Origin of the sequence: Halomonas sp. M4R1S46, assembly GCF_025725685.1 — a bacterium.
Taxonomy (GTDB): Bacteria; Pseudomonadota; Gammaproteobacteria; order Pseudomonadales; family Halomonadaceae; genus Halomonas.
Map to the genome: position 1 here is coordinate 151,388 of NZ_CP107008.1, position 17,100 is coordinate 168,487.

Annotated in this window: 17 protein-coding genes and 1 other RNA gene; 9 read left to right on the forward strand and 9 right to left on the reverse strand. The window is 68.4% G+C overall.

Features of this window, described 5'->3' with window-relative positions:
* The first annotated feature begins 98 nt into the window (after positions 1–98).
* Positions 99–479: a CrcB family protein gene (locus OCT48_RS00720; protein ID WP_263590901.1), complete on the forward strand. Its 381-nt coding sequence runs from the start codon at positions 99–101 to the stop codon at positions 477–479.
* Positions 476–865, forward strand: a complete 390-nt coding sequence (locus OCT48_RS00725) for a fluoride efflux transporter FluC (RefSeq protein WP_263590902.1) — start codon at positions 476–478, stop codon at positions 863–865. The genes OCT48_RS00720 and OCT48_RS00725 overlap by 4 nt, the downstream gene beginning before the upstream one ends.
* A gap of 16 nt (positions 866–881) precedes the next feature.
* Here OCT48_RS00725 and pgi read toward each other — a convergent pair whose 3' ends face one another.
* The 3 genes from pgi to pyk are packed head-to-tail and all read right to left on the reverse strand — an operon-like array spanning position 882 to position 4,545.
* A complete protein-coding gene (gene pgi, locus OCT48_RS00730) occupies positions 882–2,561 on the reverse strand; it encodes a glucose-6-phosphate isomerase (RefSeq protein WP_263590903.1) in 1,680 nt (559 codons plus the stop codon).
* A gap of 45 nt (positions 2,562–2,606) precedes the next feature.
* Positions 2,607–3,086 carry a methylglyoxal synthase gene (locus tag OCT48_RS00735; RefSeq protein ID WP_263590904.1) on the reverse strand — a complete coding sequence of 160 codons (480 nt, stop codon included), beginning with the start codon at positions 3,084–3,086 and terminating at the stop codon, positions 2,607–2,609.
* Positions 3,079–4,545 carry a pyruvate kinase gene (pyk, locus tag OCT48_RS00740; RefSeq protein ID WP_263590905.1) on the reverse strand — a complete coding sequence of 489 codons (1,467 nt, stop codon included), beginning with the start codon at positions 4,543–4,545 and terminating at the stop codon, positions 3,079–3,081. Before pyk ends, OCT48_RS00735 begins: the two co-directional genes overlap by 8 nt.
* A gap of 386 nt (positions 4,546–4,931) precedes the next feature.
* Between pyk and gap the strand changes: the two genes are divergently transcribed.
* Complete coding sequence (gene gap, locus OCT48_RS00745; protein WP_263590906.1) at positions 4,932–5,954, forward strand: type I glyceraldehyde-3-phosphate dehydrogenase; 1,023 nt, start codon at positions 4,932–4,934, stop codon at positions 5,952–5,954.
* 68 nt (positions 5,955–6,022) lie between these two features.
* Here the strand turns inward: gap and OCT48_RS00750 are convergent, their stop codons facing one another.
* The 3 genes from OCT48_RS00750 to smpB form a co-directional block, all read right to left on the reverse strand.
* Positions 6,023–6,772: a M15 family metallopeptidase gene (locus tag OCT48_RS00750; RefSeq protein WP_263590907.1), complete on the reverse strand. Its 750-nt coding sequence runs from the start codon at positions 6,770–6,772 to the stop codon at positions 6,023–6,025.
* Between the two features lie 369 nt (positions 6,773–7,141).
* Positions 7,142–7,521: a transfer-messenger RNA gene (ssrA, locus tag OCT48_RS00755) on the reverse strand.
* Positions 7,522–7,563: 42 nt separating this feature from the next.
* The gene (gene smpB / locus OCT48_RS00760; RefSeq protein WP_263590908.1) at positions 7,564–8,055 is read right to left on the reverse strand and encodes an SsrA-binding protein SmpB; all 492 of its coding nucleotides are present in this window, start codon (positions 8,053–8,055) and stop codon (positions 7,564–7,566) included.
* Positions 8,056–8,183: 128 nt separating this feature from the next.
* Here smpB and OCT48_RS00765 point away from each other — a divergent pair, with 128 nt between their 5' ends.
* Both OCT48_RS00765 and OCT48_RS00770 read left to right on the forward strand, forming a co-directional pair.
* Positions 8,184–8,618 carry a type II toxin-antitoxin system RatA family toxin gene (locus OCT48_RS00765; RefSeq protein WP_183385330.1) on the forward strand — a complete coding sequence of 145 codons (435 nt, stop codon included), beginning with the start codon at positions 8,184–8,186 and terminating at the stop codon, positions 8,616–8,618.
* Entirely contained in the window at positions 8,608–8,931 is a 324-nt protein-coding gene (locus tag OCT48_RS00770; RefSeq protein ID WP_263590909.1) for an RnfH family protein, read from the forward strand. The genes OCT48_RS00765 and OCT48_RS00770 overlap by 11 nt, the downstream gene beginning before the upstream one ends.
* A 12-nt stretch (positions 8,932–8,943) precedes the next feature.
* Here OCT48_RS00770 and OCT48_RS00775 read toward each other — a convergent pair whose 3' ends face one another.
* Complete coding sequence (locus OCT48_RS00775; protein WP_263590910.1) at positions 8,944–9,369, reverse strand: outer membrane protein assembly factor BamE; 426 nt, start codon at positions 9,367–9,369, stop codon at positions 8,944–8,946.
* Positions 9,370–9,441: 72 nt separating this feature from the next.
* Between OCT48_RS00775 and fur the strand changes: the two genes are divergently transcribed.
* A complete protein-coding gene (fur, locus tag OCT48_RS00780) occupies positions 9,442–9,888 on the forward strand; it encodes a ferric iron uptake transcriptional regulator (protein ID WP_263590911.1) in 447 nt (148 codons plus the stop codon).
* Positions 9,889–9,968: 80 nt separating this feature from the next.
* Here the strand turns inward: fur and recN are convergent, their stop codons facing one another.
* The gene (gene recN, locus OCT48_RS00785; RefSeq protein ID WP_263590912.1) at positions 9,969–11,642 is read right to left on the reverse strand and encodes a DNA repair protein RecN; all 1,674 of its coding nucleotides are present in this window, start codon (positions 11,640–11,642) and stop codon (positions 9,969–9,971) included.
* A 223-nt stretch (positions 11,643–11,865) separates the two neighbouring features.
* Here recN and grpE point away from each other — a divergent pair, with 223 nt between their 5' ends.
* From grpE to dnaJ, 3 genes are all read left to right on the forward strand, one after another.
* On the forward strand, positions 11,866–12,486 hold the full coding sequence (gene grpE / locus OCT48_RS00790; RefSeq protein ID WP_263590913.1) for a nucleotide exchange factor GrpE: 621 nt from the start codon (positions 11,866–11,868) through the stop codon (positions 12,484–12,486).
* A 131-nt stretch (positions 12,487–12,617) separates the two neighbouring features.
* The gene (gene dnaK, locus OCT48_RS00795) at positions 12,618–14,549 is read left to right on the forward strand and encodes a molecular chaperone DnaK (RefSeq protein ID WP_263590914.1); all 1,932 of its coding nucleotides are present in this window, start codon (positions 12,618–12,620) and stop codon (positions 14,547–14,549) included.
* A gap of 91 nt (positions 14,550–14,640) precedes the next feature.
* A complete protein-coding gene (dnaJ, locus tag OCT48_RS00800; RefSeq protein ID WP_263590915.1) occupies positions 14,641–15,780 on the forward strand; it encodes a molecular chaperone DnaJ in 1,140 nt (379 codons plus the stop codon).
* A gap of 66 nt (positions 15,781–15,846) precedes the next feature.
* Here dnaJ and OCT48_RS00805 read toward each other — a convergent pair whose 3' ends face one another.
* On the reverse strand, positions 15,847–16,788 hold the full coding sequence (locus OCT48_RS00805; protein WP_263590916.1) for an HNH endonuclease: 942 nt from the start codon (positions 16,786–16,788) through the stop codon (positions 15,847–15,849).
* Positions 16,789–17,100 lie beyond the last annotated feature (312 nt).

The following is a 17,100-nucleotide window of genomic DNA, read 5'->3' on the forward strand; positions in this document are numbered from 1 at the left end:
AAGCATTATCGCTCGCCACCCGGCCCCGGGTGGCGTTTTTTTGTGGCCGGCACCGGGCTCGGCTAGCATCGACACGAAGGCGTCAGGGAGACGGATACATGGGGTTGGCAAGCCTGGGACTGGTGGCGATGGGCGGGGCGCTGGGCGGCATGGCGCGCCTGGCCGTGACCGAGCTGACCGCGCGATGGCTGGGGCGGGCCTTTCCCTGGGGCACCCTGATGGTCAACCTGAGCGGGACCCTGGCCCTCGGCGCGCTGGCCGCGCGCCTCGGCTGGCCGCCCGGCGACTCGCCGGCCTGGCTGGGCCTGGCGGTCGGGGGCCTGGGGGGCTTCACTACCGTGTCCTCCTTCAGCCTGCAGACCCTCAGCCTGTGGCAGGCAGGCCGCGCAGCGGCGGCCCTGGCCAATGGCCTGGCCACCCTGGGGCTGGGGGTGATCGCCGCGGCCGCGGGCTGGTGGCTGGCGGGAGGCGGTGCATGACGAGCTGGCGGGGCTATCTGGCGGTGGGGCTGGGCAGTGGCCTGGGCGCGGTGCTGCGCTACCTGGTCTCGCTGGGCGTGCTGCAGGGGCTCGGCAGCGCCTTCCTGTGGGGCACCCTCGCCGTCAACCTGGCCGGTTCCTGGCTGATCGCCGCCTTCGTCGCCCGGGCCTCCCATCGCATCACCGGGCGCGCCGCCCGCTGGCAGCCCTTCCTGGTCGCCGGCTTCTGCGGCGGCTTCACCACCTTCTCGCTGTTCGGGCTCGAGACGCTCTACCTGCTGGAGGCCTCGCGCCCCTGGCTGGCCCTGGCCTACGGCCTGGGCAGCGTGCCGCTATGGCTCGCCGCCGCCTGGTGGGGGCAGCGGGTCGGGCGCCCGACCCGCTGAGGCGCGGCCCGGCGGCTCAGGAGGAGGCCTTGCGGCGCTTGCCCCTGGGCTTGGCGGCGTCGGGCGTCGGGGCATCCCGCGGCGGGGCTTCTCGCGTCGCGGTGCCGTGACCGGGGAAGTGCGCGCGGACCAGCTCGAGCAGGCCCTGGGTGGAGCCGTCGAAGTCCTGGCTGTGCTCGTCGATGCGCTCGCTGATCTCGCCGGCGATGCGCTTGCCGAGCTGCACGCCCCACTGGTCGAAGGAGTTGATGTTCCAGATCACCCCCTGGACGAACACCTTGTGCTCGTACAGCGCGATCAGCGCGCCGAGGTTCTTCGGCGTCAGCTCGTCGAGCAGCAGGGTGCTGGAGGGGCGGTTGCCCGGGCAGCTGTAGGGGTCGAGGTCGCTGCCGCCCTGGCTGCCCTCCATGAAGGCGTTGGCCTGGGCCAGCATGTTGGTGAGCAGGGCGAAGTGATGGTCCTCGACGCCCGGTTCCGGCTTCAAGGAGGCGATGAAGTCGATGGGCACGTAGCGGGTGCCCTGGTGGAGCAGCTGGAAGAAGGCGTGCTGGCCGTTGGAGCCGGTCTGGCCCCAGACGATGGGCCCGGTCTTGTAGTCCACCGGGCGGCCGAAGATGTCCACCGACTTGCCGTTGGACTCCATGTCGAGCTGCTGGAGGAAGGCCGGCAGCTGATGCAGGGCCTGGTCGTAGGGCACGATGGCCTGGGTCTCGGCGCCCTGGAAGTTGATGTACCAGATGCCGATCAGCGCCATCAGCACCGGCATGTTGGCGGCGTTGGGCGCGGTCAGGAAGTGCTGGTCCATGGCATAGGCGCCCTCCAGCATCTCCATGAAGCCGTCGAAGCCGATGGCCAGGGCGATGGGCAGGCCGATCGACGACCACATGGAATAGCGCCCGCCGACCCAGGCCCAGAACTCGAAGACGTTCTCCTCGCGGATGCCGAAGGCCATGGCCGCCTGGCGGTTGGTGGAGGCGGCGACGAAGTGGGCGCCGACGTCGGCGTCCTCGCCGGCCTGTTCCAGGAACCAGCGCCGGGCGGTCTTGGCGTTGAGCAGCGTCTCCTGGGTGGAGAAGGTCTTGGTGGAGACGATGAACAGGGTGGTGGCCGGGTCGAGGCGCGACAGCACCTTCTGGATATGGGTGCCGTCGACGTTGGAGACGAAGTGGAAGTTGAGCTCGGGATGGCGGTACTTGAGCAGCGCCCGGCAGGCCATGTTGGGGCCGAGGTCGGAGCCGCCGATGCCGATGTTGACGACGTCCCTGATGCGCTGGCCGCTGTGGCCCTTCCATTCGCCGCTGCGCACCGCCTCGGAGAAGCGCTGGATCTGCTCGCGGGTGCGGTGGATCTCGGGCATCACGTCCTGGCCGTCGACCATCAGCGGGCCCTCGCCGAGGTTGCGCAGGGCGGTGTGCAGCACCGGGCGGTCCTCGGTGACGTTGATGATGTCGCCGGAGAACATCTGGGCGCGGCGCTGGACCAGCGCCGAGTGGTCGGCCAGCTCGAGGAGCGTGTCGAGCACGGCATCGGAGATGAGGTGCTTGGAGTAGTCGAGGAAGAGCCCGCCGACGCGCAGGCTCATCTTGTCGAAGCGCCGGGGGTCGGCGGCGAAGTAGTCGTGGATGCGGTCCTGCGCGGTCTGGGCCTGGAGCTGCTTCAGCGCCTGCCAGGTGACGCTGCGGGTGAGCTGGAACATGCGGTGTCCCTCTCGTTGTTGTCGTGTCGTCGGCGAAGGTCGGTATCAGGTGCTGCTGCGATCGGTGATCCAGGCCCCGGCATCGGGGATGCTCATCTCGTAGTCCTGGTCGAGCCAGGGAGAGCTGATCAGGAAGTCGGCGCTCGCCGGGTTGCAGGCCACCGGGATGTTCCACAGGGCCGCCAGGCGCAGCAGGGCCTTGACGTCGGGGTCGTGGGGCTGGGGGGCGAAGGGATCCCAGAAGAAGATCAGCAGGTCGAGGCCCTGCTCGGCGATGCGTGCGCCGATCTGCTGGTCGCCGCCCAGCGGGCCGCTCATCAGGGGCTCCACCTCGAGCCCCAGCTGCGCGGCGATGCGGGTGGCGGTGGTGCCGGTGCCGACCAGCCGGTGCCGGGCCAGGGTGTCCTGCCAGCGTTCGGCCCAGTCGAGCATCTCGTCCTTCTTGCCATCGTGGGCGATCAGGGCGATGCGCTTGCGGGCCGGCAGGGTGCGGCGGACGTCCCGCCGCGGACGGATCTCACTCATGCTGTGTCTCCACCTCGAGGATCCTCAGGGTGTTGGTGCCGCCATGGGCGTTCATGTGGTCGCCGCGGGTCAGGATCACATGATCCCCCGGTTCGGCGATGCCCCGGGCCACCAGCCGCTCCAGGGCGCGGTCGTTGAGCTCGGTGGCGGCCATCTCGCTGGTGTCGAAGGGCAGCGAGATGACGCCACGGTACAACGCCATGCGCCGCTGGGCGACGGGGTTGTGGGCCAGCCCGACGATCGGCAGCCCCGAGCGGATCCGCGAGGCGATCAGCGGCGTGTAGCCGGTGGCGGTCATGCAGGCGATGGCGGCCACCCCTGCCAGGTGATTGGCGGCGTACATCGCCGACAGGGCGATGGTCTCGTCGATCCGCGAGAAGCCCTCGTGGATGCGGTGGCCGGATTCCTGGGCACTGCGCTCGCGCTCGGCGCCCAGGCAGACCCGGTCCATGGCCTCCACGGTCTCCACCGGGAAGTCGCCGGCGGCGGTCTCGGCGGAGAGCATCACCGCGTCGGTGGCGTCGAGCACGGCGTTGGCCACGTCGAACACCTCGGCCCGGGTCGGCAGCGGCGCCTCGATCATCGACTCCATCATCTGGGTGGCGGTGATCACCGCGCGGTTCAGGGTCCGGGCGTGCTTGATGATGCGCTTCTGGGTGCCGATCAGCGCCGCGTCGCCGATCTCCACGCCGAGATCGCCGCGGGCCACCATCACCGCCTCGCTGGCCTCGATGATGCCGTCGAGGGTGGCGTCGTCGGCCACCGCCTCGGCGCGCTCGAGCTTGGCCACCAGGCCGATCTCGCGGCCGGCCTCGCCGAGCAGCGCGCGGGCCTCGCGCATGTCGGCGGCATGGCGTGGGAAGGACACCGCCAGGTAGTCCACGCCGATGGCGATGGCGGTCTCGAGGTCGGCCTTGTCCTTGTCGGTCAGCGCCGGCGCCGAGAGGCCGCCGCCCTGCTTGTTGATGCCCTTGTTGTTGGACAGGGCACCGCCCACCACCACGCGGGTGTGGATGGCGCTGCCGTCGACCCGGGCGACGTCGAGGACCACGCGGCCGTCGTCGAGCAGCAGGCGGTCGCCGGCCGTGACGTCGTCGGCCAACGCCTTGTAGTCGCAGCCGACCCGGCCGGCGTCGCCGGCCTCGCCGTCGAGGGCCACGTCGATCACGAAGGACGCGCCCTCGGCGAGCTCGACGGCGCCGTCGCGGAAGCGGGCGATGCGGATCTTGGGTCCCTGGAGGTCACCCAGGGCGGCGACGCTCTTGCCCAGCCGGGCGGCGATCTCGCGCACCGCGGCGAGCCGGCGGCGGTGGTCGTCCGCCGAGCCGTGGGAGAAGTTGAGGCGCACCACGTCGACGCCGGCGGCGATCATCCGCTCGAGCACGCTCTCCCGGTCGCTGGCGGGACCCAGGGTGGCGACGATCTTGGTGCGGCGGACGGGGATGGGGCGATGAGTCATGCCGGGCTCTCCTGTGGAATGCGGGCTCGCGCGGGCGGCCGAGCGTGGCCGGTCGCGGGACTGCCTGACAAGATACGCTATCGGTTGTGATATTACTAAATTTCAGGGCTGAGACGAAGGTCTAATATCCCGGCGGCGTGGCGATGTTTCTTGGTCAAAACCCTTTGTTAATAGGCATATAGGAGATTCATGCCAGAAGTGGGACCAATGATAATGTTGTAAAATTACGAAATGCACCTTGTTTCCGACGCCATCGTGGGCCACATTGTGGGGCAAATGAGCCGTCGGCCCGCCCGGCGGGCATGTCGGGACGCTTCGGTGCCCTGCCGTTCCTCGGCTCAGCCCATCCCACAAGACGGCAAAGTCTGGATCGAGAGGAAGACATCATGACGCTCAAGATCGCCATCAACGGTTTCGGTCGCATCGGTCGCAACGTGTTTCGCGCCCTGTACGAGGGGGGCTACCGTGAGCGCGTGCAGGTCGTCGCCATCAACGATCTCGGCGACCCGGCGCTCAACGCCCACCTGCTGCGCCACGACACCGTCCATGGCCACTTCCCCTTCAAGGTGGACCACGACGAGCACAGCCTCGCCGTCGACGGCGACCGCATCGAGATCATCTCCGAGCGTGACCCCGCGCGACTGCCCTGGAAGGACCTGGGCGTGGACCTGGTGATGGAGTGCACCGGGCTGTTCACCAAGCGCGATGACGCCGCCATGCATCTCGAGGCCGGTGCCGGCCGGGTGCTGATCTCCGCGCCCAGCCCGGATGCCGATGCCACCGTGGTCTATGGCGTCAACGAGGACGTGCTCAAGCCCGAGCACAAGGTGGTCTCCAATGCTTCCTGCACCACCAACTGCCTGGCGCCGGTGGCCAAGGCGCTGCACGAGACGGTGGGCATCGAGAACGGCCTGATGACCACGGTGCACGCCTATACCAACGACCAGAACCTCTCCGACGTCTACCACAAGGACCCCTACCGGGCCCGCAGCGCGACCCATTCGATGATCCCGACCAAGACCGGGGCCGCCGCCGCGGTGGGTCTGGTGCTGCCGGAGCTCGCCGGCCGCTTCGATGGCCTGGCGGTACGCGTGCCGGTGATCAACGTCTCGCTGGTGGACCTGACCTTCAATGCCGGTCGCGAGACCACCAAGGACGAGATCAATGCCATCGTCGCGGAGGCCGCTGCGGCCTCGCCGGTGCTCTCGGTGAATGCCCAGCCGCTGGTCTCCATCGATTTCAACCATGACGCCAACTCCTCCACCTTCGATGCCAACCACACCCGGGTGAACGGCAAGCTGGTCAAGGTCATGGCCTGGTACGACAACGAGTGGGGCTTCTCCAACCGCATGCTGGATACCGCCCTGGCCATGCAGGCCGCCTGCGACGGCAAGCGCAACGCCGCCTGACGCGCCAGCCGCGTCTCGCCGGGAACGACGCCGGGCCCCTCGGTGGCCCGGCGTCGTCGTGTCGGGAGTCAGAGCTGGCGGCGCCAGCGGCTCTCGATGGTGTCCAGCTCCGCCGGGCCGTAGCGCGCCACGCCATGGTCGCCGTAGTGGGCCCACAGCTGGTCGCCGAGGTCGAAGTGCCACCATTCGCTGGGCAGGTTGGTGAAGCCCTGGGCCCGCATGGCGTGGTAGAGCCGGCGGCGGTTGTCGCGGGCCCGGCGCTGGGTCGCATCGGGGGCCTCCAGGGCTTCCAGGGCGGCGCTGTGGGAGGCCGCGATGGCCTCGTCGAACCGCGTGCCCATGTCCAGCGGCAGGCCGTCGGCAGCGCACAGGGTGACGTCCACGGCGCCGCCGGTGAGATGGGGGCTGGGATGGTCGGGGGCGCGGCTCGGCTCGGCCACGAACTCCCGGGTGCGGGCGTCGAGTTCGCCCGGGGTGAGCTCGGGATGATGCTCGTGGAGGATGTCCTGGAGCGTCTCGAACAGGTACTGCTGCACCCGCCAGGGACGCCAGCCATCCAGCACCAGCAGGGTCAGGCCGTCGGGCAGGGCCCGGGCCACGGCGAGCAGGCGGTGGTAGACCGCCTCGCGCACGTAGCACTCGTTTACCGCGCCGGGGATGCCGAGGCGCGCATAGGCCGGATAGGCCTTGAGCGGTGGCGGCGCCAGGCCCACCGGCACCAGGGGCTCGTCGCTGCCGGCGATGGGCAGGCGGCCGACCGCCGCCCAGTCGGGTTCGGCATGGCGGGGGATCGCGGGAAGGGGCGCGGCACTGGACATGGGGCCTCGGCGTCTGGGTGGGCGACTGGGCTCATTATCGTGCCGAGGACCGCCGGATGGCCAATTTCAGGGTCCAGTGGTCCGACACAAACGAGAGAAGCACCCCGCAGGGTGTCTCTCAGCGTCGACCGTCGGGTGGGGCCAGCGGGAATGGAACCCCGGATCGTCGAGAAAGCGCCGACACGTGTCGGCGAAGCGGTCCGACACAAACGAAAGCAGCCCCCGTAGGGTGCTTCTCTCGTCGATCGTCGGGTGGGGCCGGCGGGCATGGAACCCCCGATCGTCGAGAAAGTGCCGACACCCGTCGGTGAAGCAGCTACGTCACCAACGAAAGAAGCACCCCGCAGGGTGCTTCTCTCGTCGACTGTTTGGTGGAGGCGGCGGGAATTGAACCCGCGTCCGCCGACACTCGCCCATCGGCTCTACATGCTTAGTTCCGTCATTTGGTTTAACGCCTCTGGCTCCGACGGGCAGGATCCAGCGACGCGATTCCTCCAAGTTTTAACGGCTGACGCGAGGACGAAGCCAGCCGCGATCCCATCAGTCTTGGCTCGTATCCCCTCCGTGATGAATGGGCACATCACTTCGGGGCCGGGCTAGAAGCTAGCGGCGTTTAAGCTGCCAGCGCGCCCTGAGCGTAGTTGTCGTCGTTTGCGACTATTTAATCGTGATGTTGGATTTACGAGATACATCACGCTCTCGGCATGCACCTCAGGGGTTGTCATCGGCGTCGAAACCATGTCGCCCCCGTTACATCGCCATCTTATCAGGATGGCCGTCCGTGTGACACCTCATCCCTTGTTTTGTTCACGCATGATCCGGCCCTTCTGCCGCTGCCAGTCGCGATCCTTCTCGGTGGCGCGCTTGTCGTGCAGCTTCTTGCCGGTGACCAGTGCCAGCTCGCACTTCACCAGGTTGCCCTTCCAGTAGATCTTGAGCGGCACGCAGGTGTGCCCCTTGTCCTGCGTGCGCGAGAAGATCCTGGCGATCTCCTTGCGGTGCAGCAGCAGCTTGCGGGTCCGGGTCGGGTCGGCCACTTCGTGGGTGCTGGCGGTGTTGAGCGGCGTGACATGGCTGCCCAGCAGCCAGGCCTCGCCGTTCTTGACCAGGATGTAGGTGTCGGTGAGCTGCGCCTTGCCGGCCCGCATGCTCTTCACCTCCCAGCCGGCCAGCGCCAGGCCGGCCTCGAAGGTCTCGTCGATGTGGTACTCGAAGCGAGCCTTCTTGTTCAGGGCGATGACGTTGTTGCCGGGACCCTTGCCCTTGCCTTTCTTGTTGGCCATGGAACCTCGTATTCTGTCTTGCCGGTGGCGGCCTGCCCCTCCGATATGGGGGGAAGCGTGATACCATTCAAGGCCGAAATAACCGCTCATGATACGCCCTGGGCCCCTTGAAGTCAGCGGAGAGGTCAATGCCAACGGTCAATCGGTCCGCCCTGGTGCGGCACACCCCCCAGGAGATGTTCGATCTGGTCAACGATTTCGAACGTTACCCGGAGTTCCTGCCGGGCTGTCGGCGCGCCCGGCTGCTCGAGCGGGACTCGGCGCACCTGGTCGGCGAGATGACCCTCGGGCGGGCCGGTATCGAGCAGAGCTTCACCACCCGCAATGACCTCCACGAGCCCGAGCGCATCGAGCTGTCGCTGGTCAACGGCCCCTTCAAGCGCCTGCGCGGGCGCTGGCTGTTCCTGCCGATGGGCGAGGATGCCTGCAAGGTGAGCCTGGAGATGGAGTTCGAGTTCGCCAGCCGGCTGCTGGGCATGGCCTTCGGCAAGCTCTTCCAGCAGGTCGCCGGGCAGCTGGTGGATTCCTTCACCCGGCGCGCCGACGAGCTCTATGGCCGCTGAGTCGCCGACCCACCTGCGAGTCGAGGTGGCCTTCGCCCTGCCGCACCGCCAGCGCATCGTCGCGCTGACGGTGCCCGAGGGCACCACTCCCCGCCAGGCGGTGGCCCTGGCCCGCCTCGACGAGCACTTCCCCGAGGTGGCGCCGGCCACCTTCCGCGAGGCCGAGCTGGGGATCTTCGGCAAGGCGCTGCGCGACCCGGAGCGGCAGCCGCTGCGCGAGGGCGATCGGGTGGAGGTCTACCGGCCGCTCAAGATCGACCCCAAGGCCGCGCGGGCCGCCAGGGCGGCCCGCGACGCCGGCAAGGGGCGCTGAGCGCGGGCGAGGTCACTGGTCGTCCAGCGGGAGGGCCTCGAGGACGTTGCCGCGGGCGCCACCGGCCCCGTCGGACGGCCCGATGCCGCGCTCGGAGATCAGCGACGGCGGCCGCGAGAAGTCGCCCTCACGCTCGATGTCCACCAGGCGATTACCGTCGAAGGTCAGGGTCAGGCGGCGCTGCTCGACGTCGCCGTAGGCCTCGTCGAGACGGTAGAGGTAGTCCCACTGGTTGGCGTCGAAGGGGGCCTGGAGCAGCGGGCTGCCCATCAGGTCGACGACCTGCTGGCGGGTCATGCCGGGGCGCAGTTGCTCGGTCATCGAGGGGGTCACCAGGTTGCCCTGGGCCAGGTCGCGCTTGTACACGCCGAAGTAGCTGCAGCCGCTGGTCAGGATCAGGGCGACGGAAAGGGTGACGATTCTGGTCAGCTTTTGCATTTGCGCCTGTTCTTCACTATCGTGGTTTTGGTCGATCATAACCGACCCTACCTGATACTGCGAAGAGCAACCATGGCCGACCAGAACCACGAACTCCGCAAGGCCGGTCTGAAAGTGACCCTGCCGCGCGTCAAGATCCTGCATATCCTCGAGAACGCCACTGGCCAGCATCACCTGAGCGCCGAGGATGTCTACAAGACCCTGCTGGATGCCGGCGAGGACGTGGGGCTGGCCACCGTCTATCGCGTGCTCACCCAGTTCGAGACCGCCGGCCTGGTGACCCGCCACAACTTCGATGGCGGTCATGCCGTCTTCGAGCTGACCCAGGAAGAGCATCACGACCACATGGTGTGCCTGGACAGCGGCGAGATCGTCGAGTTCTTCGATGACACCATCGAGCGCCGCCAGCAGGAGATCGCCGAGGAGCACGGCTATGAGCTCGTCGACCATGCGCTGGTGCTCTATGTGCGACCCAAGGGCTCCCAGGTCACGCGCCACGACGGTCCCGCCAAGAAGTGAGCGCCCATCAGGCGTGAACCACGAGGGCCCCGATCCATGGATCGGGGCCCTCGTCGTCGTGGCGGGGGGAGCCGGCGACGCTAGTGATGGGCGCGTTGGCTGGCGTCGAGCATCTCCCGGGCGTGGGCCAGGGTCTGGTCGGTGAGCGTCATGCCCCCCAGCATGCGGGCCAGCTCGCCCACCCGGCCGGCCTCGTCGAGCAGCGCCATGCGGGTGAGGGTGATGTCGTCCTCGGCCTGCTTGGCGATATGCAGGTGCCGGTGGGCCTGGGCCGCCACCTGGGGCAGGTGGGTCACGGTCAGCACCTGGCCCTCGGCCCCCAGGCGGCGCAGCAGCTGGCCGACGATCTCGGCGGTGGCTCCGGAGACGCCCACGTCCACTTCGTCGAAGACCAGGCTGGGGATGGTGGAGTGCTGGGCCGCCACCACCTGGATGGCCAGGCTGATGCGCGAGAGCTCGCCGCCCGAGGCGACCTTGGCCAGCGGGCGGGCCGGCTGGCCGGGGTTGGCGCTGATCAGGAAACGCACCCGGTCGAGCCCCTCCGGCCCCGGGGCCTCCCGGGCGGCCAGCTCCACCTCGAAGGTCGCCTTGCCCATGGCCAGGAAGGCCAGCTGCTCCTGGACGGCCTCGCCGAAGCGTCGGGCGGCCCCGCGGCGGTTGGTACTCACCGCCTCGGCCTGTTCCCGCCAGCGCGTCTCGAGGGCCTCGACCTCCGCGGACAGGGCCTCGAGGTCGCCATCGCCGCCGTCCAGCTCGGCGAGCTCCTCGCCCAGGGTGCGATGCAGCGCCGGCAGCTCGTCGGGCGGCACATGGTGCTTGCGGGCGATGCGGTGCACTTCGCCGAGGCGCTCCTCCACCCAGGCCAGGCGTTCCGGGTCCAGTTCCACGCCGGCGGCGAAGTGGGTGAGTTCGCGGCCCGCCTCCTCGACCTGGATGCAGGCGTCACCGAGCATGGACAGGGCCTCGGCCAGGGCGCCCCGGTCGCTGCCGGGCAGCGCCGAGAGGCGGCTCACCGCCTGGTTCAGCAGCGGCAGGGCGCCGCCCTGCTCGCCATCGCAGCACTCCACGGCGAACTGCGCCTCGCGCAGGCGCTCCTCGGCATGGGCCAGTTCCTCCTGCTGCGCCTCCAGCCCGCCGAGCTCGTCCTCGGCCAGGGCCAGCTGGTCGAGTTCCTCGACCTGGTAGCGCAGCAGCTGGCGGCGGGCGCGCACCTCGTCGCCGTCCTCCGCCAGGCGCTTGAGGCGACGGCGGGCCTCGCGCCAGGCGCGGAAGGTCTCGGCCAGTTCGGTGACCGCCTCGCCGTGGCCGGCGAAGTCGTCGAGCAGCCGCAGGTGGGTCTCCTCGCCGAGCAGGGCCTGGTGGGCATGCTGGCCGTGGATCTCGATGAGATGGGCGCCCAGCGCCTTGAGGTCGGCCACCGTGGTGGGCTGGCCGTTGATCCAGGCCCTGGAGCGGCCGGCGCGGGTCACCACCCGGCGCAGCAGGCAGTCGTCGGCGGGTAGCTCGCGCTCGGCCAGCCAGGCCCGGGCGGCGGGCAGGGCGGCGATGTCGAAGCGCGCGCTGAGGTCGGCGCGCTCGGCGCCGTGGCGCACGCTGCCGGCATCGGCGCGTTCGCCCAGGCACAGGCCCAGGGCGCCGAGCAGAATCGACTTGCCGGCCCCGGTCTCGCCGGTGATGGCGGTCATGCCCCCGGCGAGCTCGAGCTCCAGGTGGTCGACGATGGCGAAGTCACGAATGGCGAGCTCTGTCAGCATGATGCCTCCCCGGGGCCTGTCCGAATCTACTGGTTATTCATCCAATGCCTTGTGCGTTTATACAGTAGTTCAGGGAGCGCAACAACGCACGCGCCGAATCGCCGACATCGCATGCCTTGAGTTCGGCGCGGCCAGCCCCATATACCCCGCATCACCGATTCATCATCGACACTCAGTCCTGCAGGCGGCCCCGTGGCCGCCGGTTGCCATTCAGGAGAGACGCATGGCCAAAGACTCGCAGACCCCGCTGGACGACGAGCTCGCTCGTCAGCAAGAGGAGGCCGACGCCCAGGTCGAGCCGGAGACCGCCGAGGGCGAGGTGGAAGACGTCGCCGAGGGCGCTGAGGAAGCCGCCGAGGTCGCCGAGAATCCCGAAGCCGAGGTGTTGGCCGCCCGGGTCGAGGAGCTCGAGCAGACGCTGGCCGAGACCAAGGACCAGGCGATGCGCACTGCCGCCGAGGCCCAGAACGTGCGGCGCCGTGCCGAGCAGGAAGCCGAGAAGGCGCGCAAGTTCGCCCTGGAGAAGTTCGTCAAGGAGCTGCTGCCGGTGGTCGACAGCCTGGAGAAGGCCCTGGAGGCCATGGGCGAGGACGCCACCGAGGCGCATCGCGAGGGGGTGTCCATGACCCTGAAGATGCAGCGCGACGTGCTGGCCAAGTTCGGCGTCGAGGAGATCGAGCCCCAGGGCGAGCCCTTCGACCCGCAGTACCACGAGGCCATGGCGATGGTGCCCAACCCCGAGATGGAGCCCAACACCGTCATGGAGGTGATGCAGAAGGGCTACCTGCTCAACGGTCGCCTGGTGCGCCCGGCCATGGTGGTGGTCAGCCAGGCCGCCGGCTGAGCCGCGCGCACTCTTTCGCACACAAAGGCGGCCCGGGGTCTTGAAAAGACGTCGAGGGCCCCCAGATAGACGGCAACCCCGCGGCAAACGCCGCATACGACGAATCTGCAACGCAATTTCGAGGATTTCCTATGGGACGCATCATCGGTATTGACCTGGGGACCACCAACTCCTGCGTGGCCGTGCTGGACGGCGACAGCGCCAAGGTGATCGAGAACGCCGAGGGCGCACGCACCACCCCGTCCATCATCGCCTACACCGAGGATGGCGAGATCCTGGTGGGCCAGGCGGCCAAGCGCCAGGCGGTGACCAACCCCCAGAACACCCTGTACGCGATCAAGCGCCTGATCGGCCGTCGCTTCAAGGACGACGTCGTCCAGAAGGACATCAAGATGGTGCCCTACACCATCACCGAGGCCGACAACGGCGACGCCTGGGTCGAGGTCAAGGGCAACAAGCTGGCACCGCCCCAGGTCAGCGCCGAAGTCCTGAAGAAGATGAAGAAGACCGCCGAGGACTACCTGGGTGAGACCGTCACCGAGGCGGTCATCACCGTGCCGGCCTACTTCAACGACAGCCAGCGCCAGGCCACCAAGGACGCCGGCCGCATCGCCGGCCTCGAGGTCAAGCGCATCATCAACGAGCCGACCGCGGCGGCGCTGGCCTACGGCATGGACAAGGCCCGCGGCGACAAGACCATCGCGGTCTACGACCTGGGCGGCGGTACCTTCGATATCTCCATCATCGAGGTGGCCGACGTCGACGGCGAGACCCAGTTCGAGGTGCTGGCCACCAACGGCGACACCTTCCTGGGCGGCGAGGACTTCGATCTCAAGCTGATCAACTACCTGGTCGACCAGTTCAAGGCCGACAGCGGCATCGACCTGTCCGGCGACAACCTGGCCATGCAGCGCCTCAAGGAAGCCGCCGAGAAGGCCAAGATCGAGCTGTCCAGCGCGCAGCAGACCGAGGTCAACCTGCCCTACATCACCGCCGACAACACCGGGCCCAAGCACCTCAACGTCAAGGTGACCCGGGCCAAGCTGGAGTCGCTGGTGGAGGAGCTGGTCAAGCGCTCCCTGGGGCCCTGCAAGACCGCGCTGGCCGACGCCGGCCTGTCCGCCGCCGAGATCGACGACGTCATCCTGGTGGGTGGCCAGACCCGCATGCCGATGGTCCAGGCCAAGGTCGCCGAGTTCTTCGGCAAGGACGCCCGCAAGGACGTCAACCCGGACGAGGCCGTGGCCGTGGGCGCGGCGATCCAGGGCGGCGTGCTCGGCGGTGACGTCAAGGACGTGCTGCTGCTCGACGTCACCCCGCTGACCCTGGGCATCGAGACCCTGGGCGGCGTGATGACCCCGCTGATCGAGAAGAACACCACCATCCCGACCAAGAAGACCCAGACCTTCTCGACCGCGGATGACAACCAGACCGCCGTGACCATCCACGTGCTGCAGGGCGAGCGCAAGCAGTCCAGCGGCAACAAGTCGCTCGGCCGCTTCGACCTCAGCGACATCCCGCCGGCGCCGCGCGGCGTGCCGCAGATCGAGGTCGCCTTCGACCTGGACGCCAACGGCATCCTGCACGTGTCCGCCAAGGACAAGGCCACCGGCAAGGAGCAGTCGATCGTCATCAAGGCCTCCAGCGGCCTGTCCGAGGAAGAGATCGAGCAGATGGTCCAGGACGCCGAGGCCCACGCCGACGAGGACAAGAAGTTCGAGGAGCTCGTCCAGCTGCGCAACCAGGCCGACGGCATGGTCCACGCCGCTCGCAAGACCCTCGAGGAAGCCGGCGACAAGGCCAGCGAGGAAGAGAAGCAGGCCATCGAGAGCGCCGCGTCCGACCTCGAGGAAGCCCTCAAGGGCGACGACAAGGACGACATCCAGGCCAAGCTCGACACGCTGACCGAGGCCTCCGGCAACCTGGCACAGAAGATGTACGCCGAGCAGGGCGAGGCCGCCCAGGGCGCCGAGGCCGGCAGTGAGGCCGGCGCCAAGAAGCAGGAAGACGACGTGGTCGACGCCGAGTACGAGGAAGTCAACGACGACCAGAAGAAGCAGTAACCACGACGCCTGAACCACGGACGACGCCAGCGCGGGGGTACGACTCCCGCGTTGGTGTTTCCGCAGAGTCGCTACGGAGGCGGACAGACACATGTCCAAGCGTGACTACTACGAGGTACTGGGCGTCGAGCGCGGGGCCGACCAGAAGGACATCAAGAAGGCCTACCGACGCCTGGCCCAGAAATTTCACCCGGACCGCAATCCGGGCGACGAGACCGCGGCCGCGAAGTTCCGCGAGGTCTCCGAGGCCTATGAGGTCCTGACCGACAGCGAGAAGCGCGCGGCCTACGACCAGTTCGGCCATGCCGGCGTCGACGGCCAGGCCGCCGGGGCCGGGGGCTTCGGTGGCGCCGGGGCCGGCGGCTTCAGCGATATCTTCGGGGATGTCTTCGGCGACATCTTCGGCGGCGGCGCGCGGCGTCATCCCAACGCCCCACAGCGCGGCAGCGACCTGCGCTACAACCTCGAGCTCGACCTCGAGGATGCGGTGTCCGGCACCAGCGTGGACATCCGCGTGCCGCGCCACGTGGAGTGCGAGCGCTGCGACGGCGACGGCGCCGAGCCGGGCTCCAGCAAGGAGACCTGCCCGACCTGTGGCGGCCACGGCCAGGTGCGCATGCAGCAGGGCTTCTTCGCCGTGCAGCAGACCTGCCCGACCTGCCACGGCAACGGCCAGCACATCAAGGTGCCGTGCCACAAGTGCCACGGCGAGGGCCGGGTGCGCGAGACCCGCACCCTCTCGGTGAAGATCCCGGCGGGTGTCGACACCGGCGACCGCATTCGCCTCAACGCCGAGGGCGAGGCGGGGATCAACGGCGGGCCGCCCGGGGACCTCTACGTCCAGGTGGCCATCAAGCCGCACCATATCTTCGAGCGCGAAGGCCGCCACCTGCAGTGCGAGGTGCCGATCAACTTCGTCGACGCCGCCCTGGGCGGCGAGCTCGAGGTGCCGACCCTGGACGGCCGGGTCAAGCTGAAGATCCCGCCCGAGACCCAGACCGGCAAGCTGTTCCGCCTCAAGGGCAAGGGCGTGAAGCCGGTGCGTGGCGGCCCCCCGGGCGACCTGCTGTGCCGGGTGGTGGTCGAGACCCCGGTCAAGCTGGCCGAGGAGCAGAAGGAACTGCTGCGCCGCTTCCAGGAGAGCCTGGAGGGCAGCCACAGTCATCACTCGCCGAAGAAGACCAGCTTCTTCGACGGCGTGAAGAAGTTCTTCGAGGACATGAAGCCCTAGGGCTCGCCTCGTCGGTACGCAAGGGCCCCGCGCTCCGCAAGGAGGCGGGGCCTTGTCGTGTCCGGGTCAGCGTCGCAGGTGATCCATTCGCCATGCCAGTGCCTCGGCGTCGGGCCGCCAGCGCTGGTTCACGGGCAGCACCAGTGGCTGGCTGTCGAGTCGGCAGAGCCAATCGTTGTCCGGCACCAGGCGGTCCACCGAGGGGCTGACATGCCAGCGATGGTCCGGGCCCGGGGCGATCAGCTGGTTGTCCATGGCCCAGTGCAGGTTGGGTGTGAGGGCCAGGCCATTCATGGGGCGGTCGTCCTGGTTGACGGCGAAGGGGATCAGGTGGGCGGCTTCCACCAGGTATCGAAAGTCGGGTGTGATATAGCGCAGCCGGCTGGCCGCACAGCGATAGTCGTAGGCCTCCAGCACCAGGGTCCGGAAGGCGGCGGAGCGGGCGTATTGCGAGCCGGCTTCCGCGACGCCTGAGGCGAGTCGATCCGGGTGCCGCTGGTAATCACCACTGACCAGCGCGGTTTCGAGATATTCCGTCAGGCGTTCCAGTGTCAGTGCATCGACGTCAAGGTACTGGTGAGTCAGGAGTGCGCAGGCCTGTCGAGCGATGGCGCTATCCTGCAAGGCGGCAAACAGCTCGCCGTCGAGCCGGGCGGAAGAGAAGCGCTCCAGGAGCTTGTTCAGGGACTTCGGCTGGCCGAGCCGATCCGCAACGGGCGCCAATTCGGTCGCATAATCCGGTGACCAGAGCGGCCCCGAAGGCCCCTGGTCATTGCGCAGATGCCAGAGAGGAAGCCAGGGGTTGGCCTTCTGGCGCTCGCCGGTCACGATTTCATAGAGATCGTGATAGCGGGCAATCAGTCGAGTGTCGAGGGCGACGCGGCTCGAGACGACATGACCGCTCTGGATCTCGCAGAGGATCGCCAGTAACAGGCAGGGCTTGTTGAAAGGGCTTCCCGTGCGAAGATGCTTGAGGCATTCCAATCGTCCATCCAGCCACGTGTCCATCCGTTCTCCCTGTCCCTGCCATGCTGCGGGGACAAGGTAGCGTGCTCAGGCAGGTGCTGTCATTTCGGGCCGAGGTCGACACCGAATGATGGTCATGCCGGGCTGCTCCGATCATGCCGGGGATGGGAATCATTCCTGGTGGCCGTGTATCATGGCGCGTTCACCGTGCAGCCCGGGGCTCGGCGAGCGGATGGCGTGAGCCCCGGTCGTGCTGCTCTCCCTCGGAAGCTCTCGAACTCGATGCCGGCCCGGGGTTGCGCCGAGCCGACGCTCGACAGCGGCCCCCGCGGCGGTGTCAGTCGAGTCGGGTCG